The sequence below is a fragment of the Tepidimonas fonticaldi genome, assembly GCF_007556755.1.
In the GTDB taxonomy this organism is placed as follows: domain Bacteria; phylum Pseudomonadota; class Gammaproteobacteria; order Burkholderiales; family Burkholderiaceae_C; genus Tepidimonas; species Tepidimonas fonticaldi.
In genome coordinates this window covers 1-23,973 of record NZ_VJOO01000011.1, presented here as the reverse complement: position 1 = coordinate 23,973, position 23,973 = coordinate 1, and the positions used below count along the sequence as shown (strand labels likewise).

At 71.1% G+C, this 23,973-nt stretch carries 26 protein-coding genes; 19 read left to right on the top strand and 7 right to left on the bottom strand.

The genetic code is table 11. From position 1 onward, the window contains the following. The first annotated feature begins 17 nt into the window (after positions 1 to 17). The 19 genes from Tfont_RS07095 to nagZ all read left to right on the top strand — a co-directional run bounded on the left by Tfont_RS07095 (position 18) and on the right by nagZ (position 16,959). Positions 18 to 1,037, top strand: a complete 1,020-nt coding sequence (locus tag Tfont_RS07095; protein ID WP_068606674.1) for a beta-ketoacyl-ACP synthase III — start codon at positions 18 to 20, stop codon at positions 1,035 to 1,037. A 28-nt stretch (positions 1,038 to 1,065) separates the two neighbouring features. Then, a complete protein-coding gene (gene fabD, locus Tfont_RS07090) occupies positions 1,066 to 2,019 on the top strand; it encodes an ACP S-malonyltransferase (protein WP_143968919.1) in 954 nt (317 codons plus the stop codon). A gap of 48 nt (positions 2,020 to 2,067) precedes the next feature. Further along, the gene (gene fabG / locus Tfont_RS07085) at positions 2,068 to 2,817 is read left to right on the top strand and encodes a 3-oxoacyl-ACP reductase FabG (protein WP_143968918.1); all 750 of its coding nucleotides are present in this window, start codon (positions 2,068 to 2,070) and stop codon (positions 2,815 to 2,817) included. A gap of 86 nt (positions 2,818 to 2,903) precedes the next feature. Beyond that, positions 2,904 to 3,143 carry an acyl carrier protein gene (acpP, locus tag Tfont_RS07080; RefSeq protein ID WP_068606668.1) on the top strand — a complete coding sequence of 80 codons (240 nt, stop codon included), beginning with the start codon at positions 2,904 to 2,906 and terminating at the stop codon, positions 3,141 to 3,143. Between the two features lie 6 nt (positions 3,144 to 3,149). Continuing rightward, complete coding sequence (gene fabF / locus Tfont_RS07075; protein ID WP_143968917.1) at positions 3,150 to 4,394, top strand: beta-ketoacyl-ACP synthase II; 1,245 nt, start codon at positions 3,150 to 3,152, stop codon at positions 4,392 to 4,394. 5 nt (positions 4,395 to 4,399) lie between these two features. Continuing rightward, entirely contained in the window at positions 4,400 to 4,915 is a 516-nt protein-coding gene (locus Tfont_RS07070) for a hypothetical protein (protein ID WP_143968916.1), read from the top strand. Then, entirely contained in the window at positions 4,915 to 5,547 is a 633-nt protein-coding gene (rpoE, locus tag Tfont_RS07065) for an RNA polymerase sigma factor RpoE (RefSeq protein WP_068606661.1), read from the top strand. The genes Tfont_RS07070 and rpoE overlap by 1 nt, the downstream gene beginning before the upstream one ends. A 37-nt stretch (positions 5,548 to 5,584) precedes the next feature. Next, a complete protein-coding gene (locus Tfont_RS07060; protein ID WP_143968915.1) occupies positions 5,585 to 6,211 on the top strand; it encodes an RseA family anti-sigma factor in 627 nt (208 codons plus the stop codon). Between the two features lie 18 nt (positions 6,212 to 6,229). Then, a complete protein-coding gene (locus tag Tfont_RS07055; RefSeq protein ID WP_068606657.1) occupies positions 6,230 to 7,249 on the top strand; it encodes a MucB/RseB C-terminal domain-containing protein in 1,020 nt (339 codons plus the stop codon). Between the two features lie 97 nt (positions 7,250 to 7,346). Then, positions 7,347 to 8,837, top strand: coding sequence for a DegQ family serine endoprotease (locus tag Tfont_RS07050; RefSeq protein WP_068606655.1), 1,491 nt, complete (start codon positions 7,347 to 7,349; stop codon positions 8,835 to 8,837). A 99-nt stretch (positions 8,838 to 8,936) separates the two neighbouring features. Then, positions 8,937 to 10,751 (top strand): translation elongation factor 4, encoded by a 1,815-nt coding sequence (lepA, locus tag Tfont_RS07045; protein WP_068606653.1) that lies wholly within the window; start codon positions 8,937 to 8,939, stop codon positions 10,749 to 10,751. 11 nt (positions 10,752 to 10,762) lie between these two features. Continuing rightward, a complete protein-coding gene (gene lepB, locus Tfont_RS07040) occupies positions 10,763 to 11,731 on the top strand; it encodes a signal peptidase I (protein WP_143968952.1) in 969 nt (322 codons plus the stop codon). Between the two features lie 78 nt (positions 11,732 to 11,809). Beyond that, positions 11,810 to 12,154 (top strand): DUF4845 domain-containing protein, encoded by a 345-nt coding sequence (locus tag Tfont_RS07035; RefSeq protein ID WP_068606651.1) that lies wholly within the window; start codon positions 11,810 to 11,812, stop codon positions 12,152 to 12,154. 15 nt (positions 12,155 to 12,169) lie between these two features. After that, positions 12,170 to 12,862, top strand: a complete 693-nt coding sequence (rnc, locus tag Tfont_RS07030) for a ribonuclease III (protein ID WP_185974494.1) — start codon at positions 12,170 to 12,172, stop codon at positions 12,860 to 12,862. After that, a complete protein-coding gene (gene era / locus Tfont_RS07025) occupies positions 12,859 to 13,896 on the top strand; it encodes a GTPase Era (protein WP_068606647.1) in 1,038 nt (345 codons plus the stop codon). Before rnc ends, era begins: the two co-directional genes overlap by 4 nt. 1 nt (position 13,897) lies before the next feature. Then, positions 13,898 to 14,692, top strand: a complete 795-nt coding sequence (gene recO, locus Tfont_RS07020; protein ID WP_068606646.1) for a DNA repair protein RecO — start codon at positions 13,898 to 13,900, stop codon at positions 14,690 to 14,692. After that, positions 14,689 to 15,477 carry a pyridoxine 5'-phosphate synthase gene (locus Tfont_RS07015; RefSeq protein ID WP_068606644.1) on the top strand — a complete coding sequence of 263 codons (789 nt, stop codon included), beginning with the start codon at positions 14,689 to 14,691 and terminating at the stop codon, positions 15,475 to 15,477. The genes recO and Tfont_RS07015 overlap by 4 nt, the downstream gene beginning before the upstream one ends. 4 nt (positions 15,478 to 15,481) lie before the next feature. After that, entirely contained in the window at positions 15,482 to 15,877 is a 396-nt protein-coding gene (gene acpS, locus Tfont_RS07010) for a holo-ACP synthase (RefSeq protein ID WP_143968913.1), read from the top strand. Continuing rightward, positions 15,874 to 16,959 carry a beta-N-acetylhexosaminidase gene (gene nagZ / locus Tfont_RS07005; protein WP_143968912.1) on the top strand — a complete coding sequence of 362 codons (1,086 nt, stop codon included), beginning with the start codon at positions 15,874 to 15,876 and terminating at the stop codon, positions 16,957 to 16,959. The genes acpS and nagZ overlap by 4 nt, the downstream gene beginning before the upstream one ends. 32 nt (positions 16,960 to 16,991) lie before the next feature. Here nagZ and Tfont_RS07000 read toward each other — a convergent pair whose 3' ends face one another. The 7 genes from Tfont_RS07000 to Tfont_RS06970 form a co-directional block, all read right to left on the bottom strand. Continuing rightward, entirely contained in the window at positions 16,992 to 18,137 is a 1,146-nt protein-coding gene (locus tag Tfont_RS07000) for a GGDEF domain-containing protein (RefSeq protein ID WP_143968911.1), read from the bottom strand. Between the two features lie 43 nt (positions 18,138 to 18,180). Further along, positions 18,181 to 19,050, bottom strand: a complete 870-nt coding sequence (accD, locus tag Tfont_RS06995) for an acetyl-CoA carboxylase, carboxyltransferase subunit beta (protein WP_068606637.1) — start codon at positions 19,048 to 19,050, stop codon at positions 18,181 to 18,183. 63 nt (positions 19,051 to 19,113) lie between these two features. Next, positions 19,114 to 19,959: a tryptophan synthase subunit alpha gene (trpA, locus tag Tfont_RS06990; RefSeq protein WP_143968910.1), complete on the bottom strand. Its 846-nt coding sequence runs from the start codon at positions 19,957 to 19,959 to the stop codon at positions 19,114 to 19,116. Further along, entirely contained in the window at positions 19,956 to 21,263 is a 1,308-nt protein-coding gene (gene trpB, locus Tfont_RS06985; protein WP_143968909.1) for a tryptophan synthase subunit beta, read from the bottom strand. Before trpB ends, trpA begins: the two co-directional genes overlap by 4 nt. A 49-nt stretch (positions 21,264 to 21,312) precedes the next feature. After that, the gene (locus Tfont_RS06980; RefSeq protein ID WP_143968908.1) at positions 21,313 to 21,996 is read right to left on the bottom strand and encodes a phosphoribosylanthranilate isomerase; all 684 of its coding nucleotides are present in this window, start codon (positions 21,994 to 21,996) and stop codon (positions 21,313 to 21,315) included. Between the two features lie 46 nt (positions 21,997 to 22,042). Further along, on the bottom strand, positions 22,043 to 22,831 hold the full coding sequence (truA, locus tag Tfont_RS06975) for a tRNA pseudouridine(38-40) synthase TruA (RefSeq protein ID WP_143968907.1): 789 nt from the start codon (positions 22,829 to 22,831) through the stop codon (positions 22,043 to 22,045). Between the two features lie 36 nt (positions 22,832 to 22,867). Further along, positions 22,868 to 23,973 (bottom strand): FimV/HubP family polar landmark protein (locus Tfont_RS06970; protein ID WP_313906459.1); only part of this gene is annotated, 1,106 nt, incomplete at its 5' end.

Genomic DNA, 23,973 nt, shown 5'->3' with positions numbered 1-23,973 from the left:
CAGGAATCTGATCGCCGATGAGTCTGTACGCCCGCATCACCGGGACGGGCAGCCACCTGCCCGACAAGCGCCTGACCAACCACGACATGACGGCCCTGCTCGCCGCGCGTGGGCTCGAGACCAGCGACGACTGGATCGTCGAGCGCACCGGCATCCGCGCGCGCCACTTCGCCGCCGATGGCGAGATGGCCAGCGACCTGGCGCTGCAGGCCAGCCTCAAGGCGCTGGCTGCCGCCGGCCGCCAGCCGCACGAGGTGGACCTGATCGTCGTGGCGACCTCCACGCCGGACATGGTCTTTCCGTCCACCGCCACGATCCTGCAGCGCAAGCTGCACGAGGCGGCGCAGGCCGCCGGCGCTCACGGGCCGATCGGCGCCGCGGCGTTCGACGTGCAGGCGGTGTGCACCGGCTTCATCTACGCGCTGACGGTGGCCGACGCGCTGATCCGCACCGGCGGCGCGCGCCGCGCGCTGGTGGTGGGCGCGGAGGTGTTCTCGCGCATCCTCGACTTCGACGACCGCACCACCTGCGTGCTGTTCGGCGACGGCGCCGGTGCGGTGGTGCTGGAGGCCGTCGAGCACGACGGCGACGGCCCCGGGGTGCTGGCCACCGACCTCCATGCCGATGGCCGCCACACCGGCATCCTGTGCGTGCCGGGCACGGTGGCCGGAGGCCACGTGCTGGGCGAGCCGCTGCTGCGCATGGACGGGCAGGCGGTGTTCAAGCTGGCGGTCGGTGTGCTGGAGGAGACGGCTCGCACCACGCTGGGCAAGGCCGGCAAGACCGAGGCCGATGTCGACTGGCTGATTCCACACCAGGCCAACATCCGCATCATGCAAAGCACGGCGCGCAAACTCAAACTGCCGCTGGAGCGGGTCGTCGTCACCGTCGATCAGCACGGCAACACGTCGGCGGCGTCGATTCCGCTGGCGCTGGACCACGCGGTGCGCGCCGGGCAGGTGCGACCGGGCCAGTTGCTGTTGCTGGAAGGGGTGGGCGGCGGCTTCACCTGGGGCTCGGCGCTGGTGCGCTACTGACGACACAACACGCGGGAGCATTCGCAAGATGACGACGTTCGCATTCGTGTTTCCGGGCCAAGGTTCGCAATCGGTGGGCATGCTCGACGCCTGGGGCGACCACCCGGTGGTGCGTGCCACGCTGCAAGAGGCCTCCGACGCGCTCGGTGAGGACCTGGGCCGCCTGATCCACGAGGGGCCGAAGGAGGCGCTGGCGCTGACCACCAACACGCAGCCGGTGATGCTGGTGGCGGGCGTGGCGGCCTGGCGCGTCTGGAAGGCCGAGGGCGGGGCGGACCCCATCGCCGTGGCCGGCCACTCGCTGGGTGAGTACTCGGCCCTGGTGGCGGCCGGGGCGCTGACGCTGGCGCAGGCCGCGCCGCTGGTGCGGCTGCGCGCGCAGGCCATGCAGCAGGCCGTGCCGGTGGGCGCCGGGGCGATGGCCGCCATCCTGGGGCTGGACGCCGAGGCGGTGCGCGCCGGCTGCGCCGAGGCACAGGCTGCGTTTGCGCCCGACAGCGGCGAGATCGTCGAGGCGGTCAACTTCAACGACCCGGCGCAGACCGTGATCGCCGGCTCCAAGGCCGCGGTGGACAAGGCCTGTGAGGTGCTCAAGGCGCGCGGCGCCAAGCGCGCGCTGCCGCTGCCGGTGTCGGCGCCGTTCCACTCCAGCCTGATGCGCCCGGCCGCTGAGGCGCTGCGCGCGGCGCTGGCCGAGGTGACCATCCAGACCCCGGCGATTCCGGTCGTCAACAACATCGACGTCGCGGTGGAGACCGACCCGGCGCGCATCCGCGACGCCCTGGTGCGCCAGGCCGCCGGCCCGGTGCGCTGGGTGGAGTGCGTGCAGGCGCTGCGCGCGCGCGGCGCGCAAGCCATCGTCGAGTGCGGCCCCGGCAAGGTGCTGGCCGGGCTGACCAAGCGCATCGCGCCGGAGCTGCAGGCCGCCGCCCTCTACGACCCCGCGACGCTGGCCGAGGTGCGCGCCCTGCTGGCGGGCTGATCCGCGCGCCGCTGGCACCCCATCGAATTCGCAGGAGGATATCGTTCCATGTCTGAACCGGTTTTCGCGGGCCAGGTGGCCTTGGTCACGGGCGCGTCGCGCGGCATTGGCGCGGCCATTGCGCGCGAGCTGGCCGGCCGTGGCGTGCGCGTCGTCGGCACCGCCACCAGCGAGGAAGGCGCCCAGCGCATCACGCAGGCGCTCGCCGGCTTCGAGAGCTGCCGCGGCGCGTGCCTGGACGTCAACGACGCCCCCGCCGCCGAGGCGCTGGTGGACGCGCTGGTCAAAGAGCACGGGGCGTTGCACATTCTGGTCAACAACGCCGGCATCACGCGCGACATGCTGGCCATGCGGCTCAAGGATGAAGACTGGGACGCGGTGCTCGACACCAACCTGAAGGCGGTGTTCCGTCTGTGTCGCGCCGCCATCCGCCCGATGATGAAGCAGCGCTACGGCCGCATCGTCAACATCACCAGTGTCGTCGGCGCCTCGGGCAACCCCGGGCAGGCCAACTATGCGGCGGCCAAGGCCGGGGTGGCGGGCATGACGCGCGCCCTGGCGCGCGAGCTGGGCAGCCGGCGCATCACCGTCAACTGCGTGGCGCCGGGCTTCATCGAAACCGACATGACCGCGAGCCTGCCGCCGGAGCAGCAGCAGGCGCTGCTGGCGCAGATTCCGCTGGGCCATCTGGGCAAACCGGCCGACGTGGCGCATGCCGTGGCCTTTTTGGCCAGCCCGCAGGCCGGCTACATCACCGGGCAGGAGCTGCACGTCAACGGCGGCATGTTCATGGCCTGATCCCCGTCCGATCGCCGGCTGGCGGGCCCGCAGCGGCGGGGCCGCTACAATGCCGGGGCTGTTTTCAACCACCCGCAGAGGGAACTATGAGCGACATCGAAGCACGTGTGAAGAAGATCATTGCCGAGCAACTCGGCGTGGAGGAGAGCCAGGTCACCCCCGAGAAGGCGTTCGTCGCCGACCTGGGTGCCGACTCCCTCGACACCGTGGAGCTGGTGATGGCCCTCGAAGACGAGTTCGGCATCGAGATCCCTGACGAGGACGCCGAGAAGATCACCACCGTGCAGCAGGCGATCGACTACGCCAAGGCGCACCAGAAGGCCTGATCCCCCATGAGCCGCCGCCGTGTCGTCGTGACCGGCTTGGGCTGCGTCAGTCCCGTGGGCAACACGGTGGAGGCGGCCTGGGCCAATTTGCTCGCGGGCCGCTCGGGTATCGACCGCATCACCAAGTTCGATGCCAGCGCCTTTGCCTGCCAGATCGCCGGTGAGGTCAAGAACTTCGACCTCGAGTCCTACATCCCGCCCAAAGAGGCGCGGACGATGGACACCTTCATCCACTACGGCATCGCTGCCGCGGCCCAGGCCGTGGCCGACGCGGGCCTGCCGGTGGGCGAGGCGCTGTCCGAGGACGAAGCCTGTCGCATCGGCTGCGTGATCGGCTCGGGCATCGGCGGCCTGCCGCTCATCGAGGCGACGCACACGGAACTCACCAACCGCGGGCCGCGCCGCATTTCGCCGTTCTTCGTGCCCGCCTCCATCATCAACATGGTGGCCGGCCACGTGTCCATGCGCTACGGCTTCAAAGGCCCCAACCTGGCGGTCGTCACGGCCTGCACCACCGGCCTGCACTGCATCGGCGAGGCGGGGCGCATGATCGAGTATGGCGACGCGGACGTGGTCATCGCCGGCGGGACGGAATCCACGGTATCCCCGCTGGGCATCGGCGGCTTTGCCGCGATGCGGGCCTTGTCCACGCGCAACGACGATCCGCAGGCCGCCTCGCGCCCGTTCGACAAGGACCGCGACGGCTTCGTGCTGGGCGAGGGGGCCGGTGTGTTGGTGCTGGAGGAGTACGAACACGCCAAGGCGCGCGGCGCCAAGATCTACGCCGAGCTGGCCGGCTACGGCATGAGCGCCGATGCGGGGCACATGACCGCCCCCAACATGGACGGCCCCCGCCGCGCCATGCTCAACGCCCTGCGCAACGCCGGCGTGAATGCGGACCAGGTGGACTACCTCAACGCGCACGGCACCTCCACCCCGCTGGGCGACGTCAACGAGACCAACGCCATCAAGGCCGCGCTGGGCGATCACGCCCGTCGCATGGTCGTCAGCTCCACCAAGTCGATGACCGGCCACCTGCTGGGCGGCGCAGGCGGGCTGGAGAGCGTCTTTACCGTCCTTGCCGTGCATCACCAGAAGATTCCGCCGACCATCAACCTGGCCGAGGCGGACGCCGAGTGCGATCTGGACTACTGCGCCAACACGGCGCGGGATGCCCGCATCGACGTCGCGCTGAAGAACAACTTCGGCTTCGGCGGCACCAACGGCACGCTGGTCTTCAAGCGCGTCTGACGCCCATGGCCCGCACCGGGGCAGCCGGCATCCGCTACCCGGCCGGCTCCGCCCGGCTGGACACCTGGGCCGCCGCCCTCGGCGTGTCGAGTGGTGTGGCCATACTGGGCCTGTGGGCCTGGGCGCGGCCCGATCTGCCTGCGGCATGGTGGGGGCTGGCGGCCGGGGTGCTCGCCAGCACGCTGTGGGCGGTCTGGAGCCTGCGCCATACCCGGTACGGCGAGTTGGCGTGGCAGCCGGCGCCCGGCCCCGACGGTGCGCGCGGCGGCACCTGGCGCTGGTTCGGCGCGGCGCGGCCGTCCGGGGTGCCCTTGCTCGATGTGCGCATCGCATGGGACATCACGGATGTGCTGCTGCTGGAGGGCCGAACGCCCGACGGGCAGCGCCTGTGGTTGTGGTGCCAGCGGGCCGCCGCCGGCGACGATCCCGCGGACTGGCTGACCTTGCGCCGGGCCCTGGCGGCCGCGGCCGACCCCGAAAGGCGATCGGGTATATTCGGGCGCCCCGCGCCGACGCCATGATGGACGAAACCCGCCGCTCCCCCGACGCCGACGCCGCGCTCGTGCAGCGCGCGATCGCTGGCGACCAACGGGCGTTCGAGCTGCTGGTCATCAAATACCAGCGCCGGGTCGAGCGCCTGATCGGGCGTCTCGTGCGCGACACCGACCTCGTCCCCGACTTGGCGCAGGAAACCTTCATTCGCGCCTACCGGGCGCTGGGGCAGTTTCGGGGCGATGCGCAGTTCTACACTTGGCTGTACCGCATCGCCGTCAACACCGCCAAGAAGGCGCTGCAGGAGCTCAAGCGCGATCCGCTGGTGCTCATGAGCGCCCTGCACAACGGCGACGATGGCGATGAAACTTCCGCCCTGGAGCAGGAACTAACCGCGCAGGTGGCCGATACCGAAACCCCGGACGCGGTGCTGGCGAGCAAGGAGATCGCCCAGGCGGTGCAGGCGGCGGTGGATGCCCTGCCGACCGAGCTGGCCCAGGCGATCACGCTGCGCGAAATCGATGGTCTCAGTTACGAGGAGATCGCGCAGGCGCTCGACTGCCCGATCGGAACGGTGCGCTCGCGCATCTTCCGCGCCCGGGAGGCGATCTCGGCGCGCATCAAGCCCATGCTGGAGCGCCAGTCCGGCAAGCGTTGGTAGCGTGCCTGTGCAGGGTCACCAGATTGGATGTCCGACCATGAAGCCTGTAGCCCTATCGAACGATCCGTCCGCCGCCGACGCCGCGCGGCGGGAATGGCTGTCGGCGCTGTTCGACGGCGAATGCGGGCCGTCGCAGGTGCAGACCGCGCTCGACGGGGCCGACGCCGGCGCCGACCGGGCGGCGTGGGATGCGTACCGTTGCATCGGCGATGCCCTGCGCGCCCGCGCGGGCAGCGCCGAGGGCGGGGCGGACCCCGCCTTCGTGCGCGCCGTGATGGCGCGCGTGGCGGCCGAGCCCGCGCCGCCGCGCAGCGAGGCGCCGCCGGTCGTGGCCGACCCGCTGCCGGTCGCGGCCAACGATGCCGTTTTCCGCTGGAAGATGGTGGCGGGTGTGGCCGCACTGGCCGCCGTGGTGGCCGTCGCGTGGCAGGTGGGGGCGGTGCCGGGGGCGGTCGAGACCGCGCCGCGCATGGCCCAGGCCGAGCCGCCCCAGACCGTGACCGTCAGCCTGCCGAGTGCCCCCGCCCCGGTGGCGGGTGTGGTGGTGCGCGATCCCCAGCTCGAGGAGCTGATGGCCGCGCATCGCCAGTGGGGCGGGGCGTCGGCGCTGCAGACCAGCGCCGGTTTTCTGCGGGCGGCCAGCTACGACGTGCCGGCGCGCTGAGGCGGGGTGAAACGGTCCATGACGATGCGACACGCGTACCCCACCCGCTGGGGCCAACGCTGGGCGGGTCGGGTGGCGGCGGCCGCTTTGGGCTTGTCCGTGCTCACGGTCGGGATGCAGACCGCCCAGGCTGAGGCCCCCGAGCCCGCGGGCGACATCCAGGCCTGGATCGAGCGGCTGCACGACGCCACGCGCAACCGCGCCTACAGTGGGACGTTCGTCGTCACGCGCGGCAGCGAAATCGCGGCGGCGCGCATCGCGCACGTCTGTGACGGGCGGCAGCAGATCGAGCGCATCGAGGCGCTCAACGGGCCGGCGCGCATCATCTGGCGCCGGGACGACGAGGTCATGACCCTGCTGCCGGACAAGCAGTGGGCGGTGCGCGATCGGCGCGAGCTGCTGCGTCTGTTCCCGGGGCCCGTGCGGGTGCCGGGCATCGAAGTTGCCGGCTTTTACCGCGCGGAAGTGCGCGGCAGCGAACGGCTGGCCGGCTTCGATGCCTGGGTGGTGGAGTTTCAGCCCCGCGATGCGCTGCGCTACGGCTACCGCATCTGGTCCGAGAAGCGCACCGGCCTCGTGCTCAAACTGCAGACGCTGAAGGCCGACGGCGAGGTGCTGGAGCAGGTCGCGTTCACGGAGCTGCAGCTCGATGCGCCGTTGCGGATGGAGGTGATGGCGCGGCAGATGGACGACACGCGCGGCTACCGCATCGAGCGCCCGACACTGCGCAAAACCACACCGGAGGCCGAGGGCTGGCGCCTGAAGACCGAGGTGCCCGGGTTCCGCCCCGTCACCTGCTGGGCCCGGGCCGAGGAGCCGGCGCGGGCGCGTCCGCCGCTGCAGTGCGTTTATTCGGACGGATTGGCGTCGGTGTCGCTGTTTTTCTCGGCGGCTGACGGGCCCCCGGTGCACCGCACCCAGGCGGGGGCCACGCATGTGCTGTCGCAGCGGGTGGGCGGCTATGCGGTCACCGCGCTGGGCGAAGTGCCGCTGGCCACGCTGGAACGTTTTTTGGGCGCGCTCGAGCGCACGCGATGAGCCGTCCGCGGAACCGGCCCCGCCCAGCGGCCGGGACCCTTGTATCCGACGAGGATTCCACATGATGAACCGATCTGAACCTTCCGTGGCGGCCGGGATGCCGCAGCGGCGCCGTTCCGTGGCGCTGGCGGGTGTGTCGCTGGTGGCGGCCGTGGCCCTGCTGTGGGGCGCGGCGCAGCATGTCGTCGGCGCCCAGCCGGCGGCGGGGGCGGCCGCACCGCCCAGCACGTCGGCGGCCGCGCCACGCCTGACCGGGTTGCCGGATTTCACCGTGCTGGTCGACGAGGTCGGCCCGTCGGTCGTCAACATCCGCACGGTCGAGCGCGTGCAGCCCCGCGAGTCGGACCCGGCTGCGCCGGACGAGGACATGCGCGAGTTTTTCCGCCGCTTTGGCATTCCGCTGCCCCCCGGCGCGCTGCCGCGCGGGCCCCAGCGCCCCGACCGGGGGCCGGAGCAGCGCCAGCGCGGGGTCGGCTCCGGCTTCGTCTACAGCGCCGACGGCTTCGTCATGACCAATGCGCACGTCGTCGACGGGGCGGACGAGGTGATCGTCACGCTGCCGGACAAGCGCGAGTTCAAGGCACGCGTGGTCGGCGCCGACAAGCGCACCGACGTGGCGCTGGTCAAGATCGACGCCACGGGCCTGAAGCCCGTGCGCATCGGCGATGTCGAGCGGCTCAAGGTCGGCGAGTGGGTGATGGCGATCGGCTCGCCGTTCGGGCTGGACAACACCGTCACCGCCGGCATCGTCAGCGCCAAGCAGCGCGAGACCGGCGACTTCCTGCCGTTCATCCAGACCGATGTGGCGATCAATCCCGGCAACTCCGGCGGCCCGCTGATCAACATGCGCGGCGAGGTGGTCGGCATCAACAGCCAGATCTACTCGCGCTCGGGCGGTTTCATGGGCATCAGCTTCGCCATCCCGATCGACGAGGCGGTGCGCGTGGCCGAGCAGCTCAAGGCCAGCGGCAAGGTCACGCGCGGGCGCATCGGTGTGGCCATCGAGCCGGTGGACAAGGACGTGGCCGAGTCGCTGGGCCTGCCGCGGCCGGGCGGGGCGCTGGTGCGCGGGGTGGAGGACGGCTCGCCCGCAGCCAAGGCCGGCATCGAGCCGGGCGACATCATCCTGCGCTTCGACGGCAAGGCGATCGAGAAGTCGGCGGATCTGCCGCGCATCGTCGGCAACACCAAGCCGGGCACCCGTGCCGCGGTCGAGGTGTGGCGGCGCGGGGCGACCAAGTCCCTCACCCTCACCGTGGGCACGTTCGAGGACGAGTCGGCCGCCGCCCCGGCGACGGAGGAGCCCAAGACCGCCAAGGCCGGCCCGCTGGGCTTGACCGTGCGCGAGCTGACCGCCGCCGAGCGGCGCGAGCTGAAGGTGGCCGGCGGCGTGCGCGTCGCCGAGGTGGCGGGCCCGGCCGCGACGGCGGGCCTGCGGCCGGGCGATGTCATCGTCGGGCTGGGCAACCAGACCATCGCCAGCGTGCGCGAATTCGAGCGCGCGGTGGCCGAGTGGCCCAAGGGCCGGCCGGTGAGCCTGCTCATCCGCCGCGGCGACTGGGCGCAGTGGGTGCTGGTGCGGCCCTGAACGGCGCCGTCCGCGGCCACGGCCGCACTGAACGCCTACAATCGCGGCTTTGAACCGATCGGGCGCGCTGCTTGGGGAGCGCGCCCTTTTTCTGTGGCCATGAAGCACATCCGCAACTTTTCCATCATCGCGCACATCGACCACGGCAAGAGCACGCTGGCCGACCGCCTGATCGCGCGCTGCGGGGGCTTGAGCGAGCGCGAGATGACCGAGCAGGTGCTCGACTCCATGGATCTGGAGAAAGAGCGCGGCATCACGATCAAGGCGCAGACCGCGGCGCTGCAGTACACCGCGCGCGACGGGCAGGTCTACAACCTGAATCTGATCGACACGCCCGGCCACGTGGACTTCTCGTACGAGGTCAGCCGCTCGCTGTCGGCGTGCGAGGGCGCGTTGCTGGTGGTGGATGCGAGCCAGGGCGTCGAGGCGCAGACGGTGGCCAACTGCTACACCGCGCTGGACCTGGGGGTCGAGGTGCTGCCGGTCCTCAACAAGATGGACCTGCCGCAGGCCGACCCCGAGCGCGCCCAGCAGGAGATCGAGGACGTCATCGGCATCGATGCCTCCGAGGCCATCCCCTGCTCGGCCAAGACCGGCATGGGCATCGACGACATTCTGGAGGCGGTGGTGGCCAAGATCCCGCCGCCGCATGGCAACCCGGATGGCCCGCTGCGGGCGATGATCATCGACTCGTGGTTCGACAACTATGTCGGCGTGGTGATGCTGGTGCGGGTGGTGGATGGCTGCCTGAACCGGGGCGACCGCATCCGGCTGATGGCCACGGGCGCACAGTACCCGTGCGAGAAGGTGGGCGTCTTCACCCCCGCCAACCAGCCGCGCGAGCGCCTGCAGGCGGGCGAGGTGGGCTATGTCATCGCCGGCATCAAAGAACTGAAGTCGGCCAAGGTGGGCGACACCATCACCTCGTTCAAGACCGCCAGCGGCGCCAACCTGGCCGCGGCCACCGAGCCGCTGCCCGGCTTCAAGGAGGTGCAGCCGCAGGTGTTTGCCGGGCTGTACCCCACCGAAGCGAGCGAATACGACCAGTTGCGCGACGCGCTGGAAAAGCTCCAGCTCAACGACGCGTCCCTGCACTTCGAGCCGGAGGTGTCGCAGGCGCTGGGCTTTGGCTTTCGCTGCGGCTTTTTGGGCCTGCTGCACATGGAGATCGTGCAGGAGCGCCTTGAGCGCGAGTTCGACCAGGACCTCATCACCACGGCGCCGAGCGTCGTGTACCAGGTGGTCAAAGGCGACGGCGAGGTGCTGATGGTGGAAAACCCCTCGCGCATGCCGGAGCCGAGCAAGATCCAGGAGATCCGCGAGCCCATCGTCACCGTGCACATCTACCTGCCGCAGGACTATGTGGGCCCGGTCATGACGTTGTGCAATGGCAAGCGGGGGGTACAGCTCAACATGGCCTACCACGGCAAGCAGGTGATGCTGACCTATGACCTGCCGCTGGCCGAGATCGTGCTGGACTTCTTCGACAAGCTCAAATCCGTCAGCCGCGGCTACGCGTCGATGGACTACGAGTTCAAGGAGTACCGCCCCTCGGACGTGGTGAAGGTGGACATCCTGCTCAATGGCGAGAAGGTGGACGCGCTGTCGATGATCGTGCACCGCAGCCAGTCGCAGTCGCGCGCGCGGGCGGTGGTCAGCAAGATGCGCGAGATCATCAGCCGCCAGCAGTTCGACGTCGCCATCCAGGCCGCCATCGGCGCCAACATCATCGCGCGCGAGACCGTCAAGGCGCTGCGCAAGAACGTGCTGGCCAAGTGCTACGGCGGCGACATCACCCGCAAGCGCAAGCTGCTGGAAAAACAAAAGGCCGGCAAGAAGCGCATGAAGCAGATCGGCACCGTCGAGGTGCCGCAGGAGGCGTTCCTCGCCATCCTGCAGGTGGAGGAGTCATGAACGACCAGACCATGGGCGCCCTGACGGGCGTCGTCCTGGCGGCATTCGCCGGCTACGGCATCGCGTGGTATGTGGGGGCCATCGATGGCAACTTCGCGCTGCTGCTGCTGTTGGCCGTGGTGGTGACGGGCGCCTACTGGGTGGCCGAGCGCTGGGTGTTCCTGCCGCGGCGGCGGGCCGCCGCCGAGCGCGCCGTGGCCGAGGCCCGCCGCCGCCGCGAAGAGTTGGCCCGCCAGGGCATTACCGCCGATCACGGCGACCCGGAGGAGGCCCTGCGGCGCCGGTTCCTGGCCCAGCCGTGGTGGCTGGACTGGACGGCGGGGCTGTTCCCCGTCATCCTGGCGGTGTTTTTGCTGCGCTCGTTTTTGTTCGAGCCGTTCAAGATCCCCTCCGGCTCCATGATCCCGACGCTGCGCGTGGGCGACCTGATCCTGGTCAACAAATACCACTACGGCATCCGCCTGCCGGTGGTCAACACCAAGGTCGTGGACAACCACAGCCCGCAGCGCGGCGATGTCATCGTCTTTCGCTACCCGCCCCAGCCCAGCCTGGACTACATCAAACGCGTCGTCGGCGTGCCGGGTGACGAGGTGGCGTATCTGAACAAGCGGCTGTTCATCAACGGGCAGCCGGTGCCGCGCACCGCCGAGGCGGACTTTTACGATGCCGAGGCGATGCGCTACCGCAAGCAGTTCGTCGAGGAGATCGGCGGGCGGCGGGTGCACATCCTGCTGGACGACGAGCGGCCGGCCTTCATCCCGGCGGCGGCCGATTTTCCGGGGCGCGAGCACTGCCGCTACACCGTCGAGGGTGTGACCTGCCGTGTGCCCGAGGGGCACTACTTCGTCATGGGCGACAACCGCGACAACTCGCTCGACTCGCGCTACTGGGGCTTCGTGCCGGAGCGCAACATCGTCGGCAAGGCGGTGTTCGTGTGGATGAACTTCGGCGATCTGGGGCGCATCGGCGCGTTCGAATGAACGAACCCGGTTCGATTGGCGCTATCATGGCTCCGACCGTCGCCAAGGGCGGCGTTTGACGTCTGCACGGGGGTGAGCATGAAGCGGGGTCAGCTCGGGGTGACCGTCATCGGGATGGTGTTTTTCGGGATCGTGGCGGCACTGCTGATCGTGCTGGCGGCCAAGGTCGTGCCCACGGTGACCGAGTACCTGGCGATCCAAAAGGCCGTCAACCGCGCTGCGCAAAGCGGCACCACCGTTGCCGAGATCCGCAACGCCTTCGAGCGGGCCAAGACCGCCGATTACTTCGAGGCCGTCAGCGGCAAGGATCTGGAGATCAGCAAGGACGGCGACCGCATCGTCGTCGAATTCGCTTACGACAAGGAAATCCACCTCTTCGGCCCGGCGTACCTGCTGCTCAAGTACCGGGGCCGCAATTCGTGATCCATGACTGATTCTTTGGCGCCGGGGCTGGAGGCGCTGCAGCGCCGTTTGGGGCACCGCTTCCGCCAACCCGATTTGCTCGTGCGGGCGTTGACGCACCGCAGTTATTCGGCCGATCACTACGAGCGGCTGGAGTTTTTGGGCGATGCCGTGCTCGGCTTGGCGGTGTCCACGCTGCTCGTCGAGCGCCTGCCGCAGCAGGCGGAGGGCGAGCTGTCGCGCGCGCGCGCCAGCCTCGTGCGGCAAGATGCCCTGCACCGCATCGCGCTGGACCTTGGCCTGCCGGCTCTGCTGCGCCTGGGCGAGGGGGAGCAGCGCTCGGGCGGGCGCGAGCGGGCCTCCATCCTGGCCGATGCGGCCGAGGCGGTGCTGGGCGCCCTGTATCTGGATGCGGGTTTCGAGGCGGCGCAGGCCGTGGCCCGCCGCTGGTACGAGGGCGTCGAGCTGCGGCCGGGCCTGGGCAAGGACGCCAAGACGGCGTTGCAGGAGTGGCTGCAGGCCCGCCGTCGGCCGCTGCCCGTCTACGAGGTGGTCGCCATTCACGGGGAGGCGCATGCCCAGACCTTCGAGGTGGCGTGCCGCGTCGAGGGCGCGGCGCCCACCACCGGGCGGGGGGCCTCGCGCCGCGCGGCCGAGCAGGCCGCCGCTGCCGTGATGTTGGACCATCTGCACACCCACGGCCTGTCCAGCCGAGTCCTCCAGCCATGACACCACCGCCCCCCGGCGCGCCATCTGCGCCATCCGCGCCCCCCGACGACGACCTCGAGGCCATGCTGGCGCGCGCCTTGGGCCGAGCTGCCGACGTCCCCACCACGTCCGAAACGGCCGAGTCGGCGTCGGCCCCAGCCGCCGCGCCGACCGGCCCGCAGCGCTGCGGCTTCATCGCCATCGTCGGCAAGCCCAATGTGGGCAAGTCCACGCTGCTCAATGCCCTGGTGGGCCACAAGGTCAGCATCACCTCGCGCAAGGCGCAGACCACCCGCCACCGCATCACCGGCATCCGCACCGAGGGGGCGACGCAGTTCGTCTTCGTGGACACGCCGGGTTTTCAGACCCGGCACGGCAACGCGCTCAATCGCGCGCTCAACAAGACCGTGCTCGGCGCGGTGGCCGATGTGGACCTGCTGCTGTTCGTGGTCGAGGCGGGGCGCTTCGACCTGGCGGACGCCAAAGTGCTGGCGCTGCTGCCCCCCGGCGTGCCGGTGATCCTGGTGGCCAACAAGCTGGACCGCGTGCACCGCCGCGTGGAGATCGCGCCCTGGCTGCGCAGCATGCAGGACCGCCACCCGTTTGCCGAGTTCTTCCCCATGTGCGCCAAGCAGCCGCGCGATGTGCAGCGCCTGCTGGCGCTGTGCGAGCGCTACCTGCCCGAGCAGCCGTGGCTGTACGACGCGGACGACCTCACCGACCGCAGCGAGCGGTTTCTGGCCGGCGAGCTGGTGCGCGAAAAGCTCTTTCGTCTGACGGGGGACGAGCTGCCCTACACCTCGACGGTCGTCGTGGACCGCTTCGAGCAGGAGGGCGAGCTGCGCCGCATCGCCGCCACCATCATCGTCGAGCGCGAGGGCCACAAGGGCATGGTCATTGGGGAGGGGGGCGAGCGCCTCAAGCGCATCGGCACCGAGGCGCGCCAGGAGCTGGAGCGCCTGTGGGGCGGCAAGGTGTTCCTGGAGCTGTGGGTCAAGGTGCGCTCCGGCTGGTCCGACGACGAGGCCCGGGTGCGCGCCTACGGTTACGAGTGACGTGGCCACACGCCAGCGGGTGCGGGTGCACGACGAGCCCGCCTTCGTGCTCCACCGCCACGACTGGAGCGAGTCCAGCCTGATCCTGGAGCTGTTCACCCGCCACCACGGCCGCGTGGTGCTGGTGGGCAAGGGGGTCAAGCGGCCCACGTCGCAGTTTCGCGCCGTGCTGCTGCCCCTGGTGCCGTTGCGTGTGGATTGGTCGGGCGAGGCGGAGGTGCGCACCCTCAAGGCCGCGCAGTATGCCGGCGGCCATGTGATGCCGGCGGGCGATGCGCTGCTGGCGGGCTACTACCTGAACGAGCTGATGCTGCGCCTGATGGCGCGCGACGATCCCCACCCCGCGCTGTTCGACCCGTATGCCGCGGCGGTGCAGGCCCTGGCCCGCGGGGCCGACGTGGCGGTGACGCTGCGCGCCTTCGAGCTGCTGCTGTTGTGCCAGTTGGGCTGGTTGCCCCATCTGGCGCAGGAGGGGCTGCGCCTGCTGCCGCTGGCGGCGGCGCAGTCCTACCGCCTGCTGCCGGAGGCCGGCCTGCAGCCCAGCGGGCCGGACGATGCCGGCAGCTTACCCGGTACGCACTGGCAGGCGGTGCAGGCCGCGCTGGACGCGCCCGACCCCTGGTCCGCCCTGTGGGCGCAAGCGCCGACCCTGAGTACGGCGGCGATGCGCGTCGGCCTCGCCGGCCTGCTGCACTACCATAGTGGGGTGCGGTCCTTCCGGACCCGCGAGCTCATGCGGGCGCTGCGCCGCATCGGGCCGCGTCCCGCCCCGCCGCTGAACGACCCCTCGCCATGAGCCACCCCTCCGCCCTCGGTGCATCCCGCACGGCACTGTCCGTCAACGTCAACAAGGTGGCGCTGCTGCGCAACAGCCGCCACCTGGGCATCCCCAGCGTGACGCGGGCGGCGACGCTGTGTTTGCAGGCAGGGGCCGATGGCATCACCGTGCACCCCCGCCCGGACGAGCGGCACATCCGCTGGCACGACGTGTTCGATCTCGCGCGCCTGCTGCGCGACTGGCCCGACCGCGAGTTCAACATCGAGGGCAACCCGTTCCACAACCTGCTCGACGTCGCGCGCGAGGTGGTGCAGCAGGGTCTGCCGCTGCACCAGCTCACCTTCGTGCCGGATGCGGTGGACCAGTTCACCAGCGACCACGGTTGGCGCTTTCCCGAGGACGCGCAGCGGCTGCGGCCCGTGATCGAGCAGGCGCAGGCGCTGGGCGCGCGGGTGAGCCTGTTCATGGACCCCGATCCGGCCCAGATGGCCGGCGCCCGGGCCGTGGGCGCCGACCGCGTGGAGCTCTACACCGAGCCCTACGCCGCTGCCTGGCCCGACGCCGCCGCGCGCGCCGCCCAGTTGCAGCGCTACCGCGACGCCGCCGTGGCCGCCCAGGCGGCCGGGCTGGGCGTCAACGCGGGGCACGACCTCAACCGCGACAACCTGACCGACTTTCTGCGCGCCGTGCCGGGCGTGGCCGAGGTCTCCATCGGCCACGCCCTGATCGCCGATGCGCTGGAGCTGGGCTACGCCGCCACCGTGCAGGACTACCGGCGCTGCATCGCGGCTGCTGCGGGCTGAGCCCATGATCTACGGCGTGGGCACCGATCTGTGCGATGTGCGCCGCATCGCCGCCGCCCTGGAGCGGCACGGCGATCGCTTTGCGCAGCGTGTGCTGGCCGAGGGCGAGCTGGCCCTGTGGCACGAGCGGCGCGCGCGCTGGCCCGAGCGGGGCGTGCGTTTCGTGGCGACGCGCTTTTCGGCCAAGGAGGCGTTCAGCAAGGCCATCGGCCTGGGCCTGCGCGCACCCATGATCTGGCGCGACTGCGAGGTGATCCGGCGGCCGAGCGGTCAGCCCGCCTTCCGCCTGCACGGGGCGCTGCTGGCGTGGTGCACCGAGCGGCGATTGCGCGCCCACCTGAGCGTGACCGACGAATCCGACTATGCCGCCAGCTTCGTGGTGGTGGAGCAAGACCCATGACCCTGCATGCCCCCCTCGTCATCGACGTCGCCGGCACCCGCCTGACCGACGCCGACCGCGCCCGCCTGAGCCACCCGCTGGTCGGCGGGGTGATCCTGTTCGCGCGCAACTGGCGCGATCGGGCGCAGTTGCAGCGTCTGTGCGCCCAGATCAAGCGGGTGCGCCGCGACCTGCTCATCGCCGTGGACCACGAGGGCGGGCGCGTGCAGCGTTTTCGCACCGATGGCTTCACCCACCTGCCGCCGATGCGCGACTTCGGCCGCCTGTGGCGCGAGGCGCCCGAGACGCGCCCCGGCGAGGCCGCGCTGGCCGCCTGCAATGCGGCGACGGCCGCGGGCTATGTGCTCGGGGCCGAGCTGCGTGCCTGTGGCGTGGACTTGAGCTTTGCGCCGGTGCTGGACCTGGATTACGGGCGCAGCGAGGTGATCGGCGACCGCGCCTTCGACGGCGATGCCCGCGTCGTGACGGCGCTGGCGCAGGCCCTGATGCACGGGCTGCGCCTGGCCGGCATGGCCAACTGCGGCAAGCATTTTCCCGGTCACGGCTGGGCCGAGGCCGACTCGCACGTGGACCTGCCGGTGGACGATCGGCCGCTGGAGGCGATTCTGACCGACGACGCCGCGCCCTACGGGTGGCTGAGTGCGTCGCTGGCGGCCGTGATGCCCGCACACGTCGTGTACCCGCAGGTGGACGCGCGGCCGGCGGGATTCTCGCGCCGCTGGTTGCGCGACATCCTGCGCGAGGGGCTGGGCTTTACCGGCGCCGTGTTCAGCGACGACCTCAGCATGGCCGGTGCGCGCGTGCTGGACGGCCGCGACGTCACCCCCACCGAGGCGGCGCTGGCCGCGCTGGAGGCCGGCTGCGACTTGGTGCTGCTGTGCAACCAGAGCACCGTGGACGGCGGCGAGCCGATCGACGACCTGATCGAGGGCCTGAGCCGTGCCCTCATCGAGGGCCGCTGGGTGCCGGACGAAACCGCCGACGCCCGCCGGCGCGCGCTGCTGCCCACGGCCCCCGCGCCGGACTGGGACGCCCTGATGGCCGATCCCCGCTACCAGCACGCGCTGGAACTGCTGCCCTGACGGGGGCCGTGCTCGCCGGGGCGGCCGCCGCCTCAGGCCGGGACCGGATCGGCCCGGAACCCGCCGGCAGGATCGACGCACACGACGCGGTTGCGCCCGCCGGCCTTGGCCTCGTACATGGCCGCATCGGCCCGGCGCAGCAGGTCCGACAGGGTGGTGTCGTCGTCCGTCGCCATGGCCAGGCCGACGCTGATGGTCGGGCGGATGGTTACGCCCGGCAGCGGGATGGCCAGTGCGGCGGTGGCCGAGCGCAGCCGCTCGGCCAGATCGCGCGCCTGGGCGAGCTGGGTGTCGGGCAGCACGAGCGCGAACTCCTCCCCGCCCAGGCGGCCAAAGCAATCGCCGGCGCGCACATGCTGCGCACAGGTCCCGACCACCGCCACCAGCACCTCGTCGCCGCCCAGGTGCCCGTGCTGGTCGTTGATGCGTTTGAAGTGGTCCAGGTCGATGATCAGCAGCGCCAGCGGCTCGCCGCTGCGGTGGCGCTGCTGGAGCAGCCGCGCGCCGGTCTCCAGCAGATAGCGGCGGTTGATGAGCCCGGTCAGCGCGTCGCGCGTGGCCTGCGAGTGCAGCTCCTGGATGAGCTGCTCGTTGCGCTGGCGCAGCTCGATCGCCTCGGTGGTCGCCGCGTTGATCTGCCGGCCCACCAGCACCATCAGCGCGCAAAAGCCGATCCCGAGCAGGCTCAGGCCGAGGTGGAACGCACTCGGCTCCAGCAGCGGCGGCGCGATCAGGGCCAGTACCGGAAACGTCATGTCCAGCCACAGCAGGCGCAGGTGCGCGTTGGACATGGACACCGTCAGCGAGATCAGGCCGACGTGCACCAGCATCACGAACATGAGGTTGCCGAAATCGCCCGGCTGCCACGCCCACACCACCAGCGACGACCAGGCCAGCATGTGCGCGCCGTGCGCCAGCGCGATGCGGTTGGCCCAGCGGCGCTCCTCGCTCGGCGGTGGGTCGGCCCGTTTGAAGCGCCGGTACACCCACAGATAGTGCGCGATGATGAGCAGCTCGAGCACCAGCCAGCCCAGCGCCCACGGCGTGGGCACCCAGTGCGACAGCAGCAGCGCCGTGATGATCGCCAGCACCGGCGCCACATACCGGTCGTGGCGATGCACATCCACGTACAGGTGCAACTGGGCCAGCCGCACACGGGCACGCGGATCGGCGATCATCCGGGGGCTCGGCGCAAGGGGGCGAGGGGCCGACGCCGCGGCGTCAGGCCACCGCGTCGGCGCTCTGGCGCTGCAGCATCGCCAGGACGTTGGCCACGGTGCCGCGCAGCTCGCGCCGGTCGCAGATGAAGTCCACCGCGCCTTTGCTCTGCAGAAACTCCGCGCGCTGGAAGCCCTCCGGCAGCTTGACGCGCACGGTGTTTTCGATCACGCGCGGGCCGGCAAAGCCGATGAGCGCCTTGGGCTCGGCGATGACCACGTCGCCCATGAAGGCGAAGCCCGCCGACACGCCGCCCATGGTCGGGTCGGTGAGCACGCTGATGTAGGGCAGGCGCTTCTTGGCCAGCCGGGTCAGCGCCGCGTTGGTCTTGGCCATTTGCATCAGGGACAGCAGCCCTTCCTGCATGCGCGCGCCGCCCGTCGCGGTGAAGCAGATGAAGGGCACCTTCTGTTCGATGGCGTTTTCGACACCACGCACGAAGCGCTCGCCGACCACCGAGCCCATCGAGCCGCCCATGAAGTCGAACTCGAAGCAGGCCGCCACCACCGGCAGGGTGTGCACCGCGCCGCCCATGACGATCAGCGCGTCGGTCTCGCCGGTGGCCTCCAGCGCCTCTTTCAGGCGCTCGGGGTACTTGCGGCTGTCCTTGAACTTCAGCGCATCGACCGGCAGCACCTCCTGCCCGATCTCGTAGCGGCCCTCGGGGTCGAGGAAGGCGTCCAGCCGCGCGCGCGCGCCGATGCGGTGGTGGTGTGCGCAGTGCGGGCAGACGTTGAGGTTTTTCTCGAGGTCGGTCTTGTAGAGCACGGCCTCGCAGCTCGGGCACTTGATCCACAGACCCTCGGGGATGCTGCGCCGCTGGGCGCCCGCCGGGGCGATCTTGGGCGGCAGCAGTTTTTCCAGCCAGGACATGGCAACTCCTTGCAATGGCGGCACGGCAGGCCCGCAGGGCCCGCCACGCCGGGGCGAGGGCGATTATGCGACAGCCGCGGCGGACCGGGCGGGCAGGGCGTCCAGCGCCGTGCGGATCTCGCGCAGGAAGGCCGCGGCAACCTCGGGCGCACGCTCGGGCGGTTCGTTCTCGATCAACTGAATGAGGCGCGTGCCGATCACCACCGCATCGGCGCTGCGACCCACGGCCTGGGCGCTGGCCGCATCGCGGATGCCGAAGCCGACCCCCACCGGGATGGACACATGCGCGCGAATGCGCGGCAGCATCGCCTCCACCGCCGCGGTGTCCAGGTGGCCGGCCCCCGTGACGCCCTTGAGCGAGACGTAGTACACATAGCCGCTGGCCAGCCGGCCGACTTGCGCCATGCGCGCGTCGGTACTGGTCGGCGCGAGCAGAAAGATCAGGTCCAGCCCGTGCGCGCGCAGCGTGGCGGCAAAGGCCTCGCATTCCTCGGGCGGGTAGTCCACCACCAGCACGCCGTCCACGCCCGCGGCGGCCGCCTCGCGCGCAAAGCTGCCAGCGCCGTGCCGGTGTTCCCAGGCCTCGATGGGGTTGGCGTAGCCCATCAGCACCACCGGCGTGGTGATGTCGCGGGTGCGGAAGTCGCGCACCATCTGCAGCACCTGCGCCAGGCCCACGCCCGCGGCCAGCGCGCGCTCGCCGGCGCGCTGGATCACGGGGCCGTCGGCCATCGGGTCCGAAAATGGCACGCCCAGCTCGATCACATCGGCCCCGGCGGCCACCAGGGCGTGCATCAGCCCGGGCGTCGCATCGGGTTGCGGAAAACCCGCGGTGACGAAGGGGATCAACGCCCGGCGCCCCTGGGCGCGCAGGCGGTCGAAGGTGGCGGCAAGGCGGTGCGGGCTCATCGGGCGGCTCCCGGCGTCAGGGTGAGGGGCTGCTCGGCGGTCTTGACGGTCTGTCCCCGGCAGCTCGGGCGGCAGTAGAAATCCGCCTGCGACAAATCGGCCACGGTGCCAATGTCCTTGTCGCCGCGTCCGGAGAGGTTGACCAGCAGCGACTGGTCGGGGCGCATCGCCGGCGCCAGCTTCATGGCGTAGGCCACGGCATGGCTGGACTCCAGCGCGGGGATGATGCCTTCGGTGCGGCACAGGCGATGGAAGGCCTCCAGCGCCTCGCCGTCAGTGACGCCCACGTATTCGGCGCGGCCGCTGTCCTTCAGCCAGGCGTGCTCGGGGCCGACGCCGGGGTAGTCCAGGCCGGCGCTGACGGAGTGCGTCTCGGTGATCTGGCCGTCGGCGTTTTGCAGCACGTAGGTGCGGTTGCCGTGCAGCACGCCAGGCACGCCGCGCTGCAGCGACGCAGCGTGGCGGCCGCTGTCCAGGCCGCTGCCGGCCGCTTCCACGCCGATCAGGCGCACCCGCTCGTGGGGGATGTAGGGGTAGAAGATGCCCATGGCGTTGCTGCCGCCGCCGACGCAGGCGATCACCGCGTCCGGCTGCGCCTGCGCGCCGTTGCCGGGCAGGCCCAGGTCGGCCAGCATCTCGGGCATCTGGCGCAGGCATTCCTCGCCGATCACGCTCTGGAAGTCGCGCACCATCATGGGGTAGGGGTGCGGCCCGGCGACGGTGCCGATGATGTAGAAGGTGTTTTCGACGTTCGTGACCCAGTCGCGCAGCGCCTCGTTGAGCGCGTCCTTCAGCGTCTTGCTGCCGGACTCCACCGGCACCACGGTGGCGCCGAGCAGCTTCATGCGGTAGACGTTGGGGCTTTGGCGCTTGACGTCCTCGCTGCCCATGTAGACCACGCATTCCAGCCCGTAGCGCGCGCAGATGGTCGCGGTGGCCACGCCGTGCTGGCCGGCACCGGTCTCGGCGATCACGCGCGGCTTGCCCATGCGCCGCGCCAGCATCGCCTGGCCGATGACGTTGTTGATCTTGTGCGCGCCGGTGTGGTTGAGGTCCTCGCGCTTGAGGAAGATTTGCGCCCCGCCCAGCTCGCGGCTCAGGCGCTGGGCGTGGTAGATGGGCGAGGGGCGGCCGACGAAGTGCGCCAGCTCGTAGCGGAATTCGCGCTGGAAGTCGGGATCCTGGCGGTAGCGGTCGTAGGCGGTGCGCAGCTCGGCGATGGCATGCGTCAGCGTCTCGCTGACGAAGCTGCCGCCGTACGGGCCGAAGTGGCCCTGGGCGTCGGGATAGGCGTAAGCGGACATGGGGCTCCAATCCTGGGGGCGGACGGTAACCCGCGCGCGGCGGGGCCCGTCAGGGGTGGGGAGGGTCGGTCGGCGTCAGATCGGCGCGGCGCACCGCGGCGATGAACGCCTCGACGCGGGCCGAATCCTTGATGCCCTTGGCGGCTTCGACGCCGGAGGAGACGTCAACCGCCCACGGGCGCACCAAACGGACGCCATCGGTCACATTTGCGGGTGTGAGTCCACCAGACAAAACGACCCGATCGGCGGCGTTGAGTCGAGGGTGTGACCACGGGAACGCTGTCCAGTCGAAGGGTTGTCCGCCACCGCCATAGCCGGGGACGTGCGCATCGATCAGCACGGCCCGCGCGGCGGCAAAACGCTGCGCGTATTCTAGGAGATCGAAGCCGGCGGCGCCAGCGCCGACCGGGACGCGCGCGGCCCGCATCCAGGGCCGGGGGCCGGCCAGGGCCGCGCATTGGTCCGGCGTTTCGTCGCCGTGGAACTGCAGCAGCGCGTTCGGTACCGCCTCCAGACCGGCGGCCACCTCGTCCGCCGTGGCGTTGACGAACAGCAGCACCGGCGTGACGAAGGCGGGCAGGCGGCGCGCCAGTTCGGCGGCGCGCCGGACGCTGACGTGGCGAGGGCTGGCCGAATAGAGCACGAAGCCGATCGCGTCCGCGCCGGCAGCGGCGGCGTGGTCCACATCGGCTTCGCGCGTCAGGCCGCAGATTTTGATGCGGGTGCGTCGCATGGCGGGGCGGAATGGGGCGCGCAGGTGCGGCCCGGGTGGGGGGCGTTCACAGGGGCAGCCAGTCGAAGGCCGGGGTGTGCCGCGGCAGCCCGAGGTCGGCATCGTACACGGGGCCCAGAAAGTACAGCCCGTCCGGTGCGAAGGTCGGCGCGGCGATCTCGCGGTTGCGCGCATCGCGCACGGTCGCCATCCAATCGGGTGGGCGCAACCCCTGGCCGACGGCGATCAGGCACCCCATGATGTTGCGGATCATGTGGTGCAAAAAGGCGTTGGCCTCGAAATCGAAGCGCCAGTAGGGACCGCGGCGGCCGATGTCGATGCGGTACAGGTGCTTGACGGGCGACAGCGCCTGGCACTGCGCGGCGCGAAACGAGCTGAAGTCGTGCTCGCCGAGCAGGTGGTGCGCGGCGCGTTGCATGGGCTCGAGCGCCAGCGGGCGAAACACCCAGCCCACGCGCCCGGCTTCGACGCTGGGGCGCACGGGCGACTCCAGCAGCACATAGGCATAGCGGCGCGAGCGGGCGCTGTTGCGGGCGTGGAAGGTGGCGGGCACGGGCAGTGCCCACTGCACCGCGATGTCGTCGGGCAGATAGCGGTTGGTGCCCCGCACCCACGAGTTCATGGCCCGCTCGACCGGGGCATCGAAATGCACTACCTGGTTCAGGCCGTGCACCCCCGCATCGGTGCGGCCGGCGCACAGGGTGGCGATGGTGGGCACGTCGGCAAAGGTGGCCAGCGCCCGCTCCAGCCGGTCCTGCACGGTTTGCCCTCCGGGCTGGCTTTGCCAGCCCTGGTAGGCAGTGCCCAGATAGCTCACCCCCAGCGCTATGCGCATCGCTCGATCGCTGCCGTGCTCGCGTGGCGGGCGGCGTCAGGCCAGCTGCGCCAGGAAGGCGCGGGCGCGTTCCTGCAGCTCGCCGCTGGCCTCGGCGACGACTTCCTCGGCCAGGGTGCGCGCACCGTCCACGTCGCCGATGGCCTCGAACTCGCGCGCCAGCGACAGCTTGGTTTCCAGCGGGTCGTTTTCCCCGAGTCCCTCGGCGATCTCCAGGCTCGACAGGTCGTCGGCCGGCGCCTCGTCGGCGGGCGCGGCCGCGCTGGCTGGCTCCGCGCGGGGTGGTTCGTCCGTGGGCAGATCGAGCGACAGGCCATCCAGCTCTGGCGGCAGTCCCGGCGCGGCGGCCCCGGTTGGCGGGGGCGATGCGTCGTCGGGTTCCGGTGTCGGGGCTTCTGCGGTCAGGTCGAGGTCGAAGTCCAGGTCGTCCGCGGGCGGGGCGGCGGTGGCGGCCGTCGCGCTGGCGGGTTCGGCCGCCGAGGTGTCGAAGGTCAGGTCCAGCTCGGGCACGATGTCGGCGTCCGGCGTGGCTGTGCCCGCCAAGCCAGCGGCCCCGGCTGCCATCGTTCCCGCCGCGGCCGCTGCGCCGCCGGCACCCGCGGGGCGGTAGAGCGGATTGTCGGGGTCGAGGGTCATGCCCAGCTCGCAGGCGCGCTGCCACTCGGGGCCCTGGCCCTGGGTCAGGGCGTGCAGCTCGCGCGCGGCGGCCTCGAAGCGGGCCGCATCCGGCCGCTGCGCATAAATCTCCAGCAGCTTGAGCCGCACCGGCAGCCGGTCGGGGTGCAGTCGCAGCGCCTCGAGCAGGATTTCTTCGGCCTGCTGGTCGCGGCCGTAGGCCAGGTACACATCGGCCTCGGCCACGGGGTCGACATCGCCACCGGCGTCGAGCTGGCTGGGCGAGTACATCATCGACGACACCGGGGCCTCGTCGTCGGTGTCCACGGTTTGGCCCACCGCATCGACATGCGGTTCGGCCGGCTGATCGTTGCCCGCCTGCCGCTGGCGTTGCCGCAGGCGCCACCACGCCAGCACGGCCAGCAGCACGGCCACACCACCGGCCGCCGGAAGGGTCAGCGGATGGGCCAGCAGGGTGCCCACCACGCCGGCTTCGGGCGGGGTGGGGGCCGGTGCCGGCGCAGGTG

What these genes read in the sequence shown, in the direction of transcription:
- fabG (WP_143968918.1), top strand. Translation starts at nt 2,068, where the DNA reads ATGTCTGAACCGGTTTTCGCGGGCCAGGTGGCCTTGGTCACGGGCGCG.
- truA (WP_143968907.1), bottom strand. Translation starts at nt 22,831, where the DNA reads ATGCGCATAGCGCTGGGGGTGAGCTATCTGGGCACTGCCTACCAGGGC.
- acpP (WP_068606668.1), top strand. Translation starts at nt 2,904, where the DNA reads ATGAGCGACATCGAAGCACGTGTGAAGAAGATCATTGCCGAGCAACTC.
- Tfont_RS07050 (WP_068606655.1), top strand. Translation starts at nt 7,347, where the DNA reads ATGCCGCAGCGGCGCCGTTCCGTGGCGCTGGCGGGTGTGTCGCTGGTG.
- Tfont_RS07000 (WP_143968911.1), bottom strand. Translation starts at nt 18,137, where the DNA reads ATGATCGCCGATCCGCGTGCCCGTGTGCGGCTGGCCCAGTTGCACCTG.
- lepA (WP_068606653.1), top strand. Translation starts at nt 8,937, where the DNA reads ATGAAGCACATCCGCAACTTTTCCATCATCGCGCACATCGACCACGGC.
- Tfont_RS07070 (WP_143968916.1), top strand. Translation starts at nt 4,400, where the DNA reads ATGGCCCGCACCGGGGCAGCCGGCATCCGCTACCCGGCCGGCTCCGCC.
- Tfont_RS07095 (WP_068606674.1), top strand. Translation starts at nt 18, where the DNA reads ATGAGTCTGTACGCCCGCATCACCGGGACGGGCAGCCACCTGCCCGAC.
- rpoE (WP_068606661.1), top strand. Translation starts at nt 4,915, where the DNA reads ATGGACGAAACCCGCCGCTCCCCCGACGCCGACGCCGCGCTCGTGCAG.
- trpB (WP_143968909.1), bottom strand. Translation starts at nt 21,263, where the DNA reads ATGTCCGCTTACGCCTATCCCGACGCCCAGGGCCACTTCGGCCCGTAC.
- lepB (WP_143968952.1), top strand. Translation starts at nt 10,763, where the DNA reads ATGGGCGCCCTGACGGGCGTCGTCCTGGCGGCATTCGCCGGCTACGGC.
- fabD (WP_143968919.1), top strand. Translation starts at nt 1,066, where the DNA reads ATGACGACGTTCGCATTCGTGTTTCCGGGCCAAGGTTCGCAATCGGTG.
- acpS (WP_143968913.1), top strand. Translation starts at nt 15,482, where the DNA reads ATGATCTACGGCGTGGGCACCGATCTGTGCGATGTGCGCCGCATCGCC.
- era (WP_068606647.1), top strand. Translation starts at nt 12,859, where the DNA reads ATGACACCACCGCCCCCCGGCGCGCCATCTGCGCCATCCGCGCCCCCC.
- accD (WP_068606637.1), bottom strand. Translation starts at nt 19,050, where the DNA reads ATGTCCTGGCTGGAAAAACTGCTGCCGCCCAAGATCGCCCCGGCGGGC.
- Tfont_RS07035 (WP_068606651.1), top strand. Translation starts at nt 11,810, where the DNA reads ATGAAGCGGGGTCAGCTCGGGGTGACCGTCATCGGGATGGTGTTTTTC.
- fabF (WP_143968917.1), top strand. Translation starts at nt 3,150, where the DNA reads ATGAGCCGCCGCCGTGTCGTCGTGACCGGCTTGGGCTGCGTCAGTCCC.
- Tfont_RS06980 (WP_143968908.1), bottom strand. Translation starts at nt 21,996, where the DNA reads ATGCGACGCACCCGCATCAAAATCTGCGGCCTGACGCGCGAAGCCGAT.
- trpA (WP_143968910.1), bottom strand. Translation starts at nt 19,959, where the DNA reads ATGAGCCCGCACCGCCTTGCCGCCACCTTCGACCGCCTGCGCGCCCAG.
- Tfont_RS07015 (WP_068606644.1), top strand. Translation starts at nt 14,689, where the DNA reads ATGAGCCACCCCTCCGCCCTCGGTGCATCCCGCACGGCACTGTCCGTC.
- Tfont_RS07060 (WP_143968915.1), top strand. Translation starts at nt 5,585, where the DNA reads ATGAAGCCTGTAGCCCTATCGAACGATCCGTCCGCCGCCGACGCCGCG.
- Tfont_RS07055 (WP_068606657.1), top strand. Translation starts at nt 6,230, where the DNA reads ATGACGATGCGACACGCGTACCCCACCCGCTGGGGCCAACGCTGGGCG.
- nagZ (WP_143968912.1), top strand. Translation starts at nt 15,874, where the DNA reads ATGACCCTGCATGCCCCCCTCGTCATCGACGTCGCCGGCACCCGCCTG.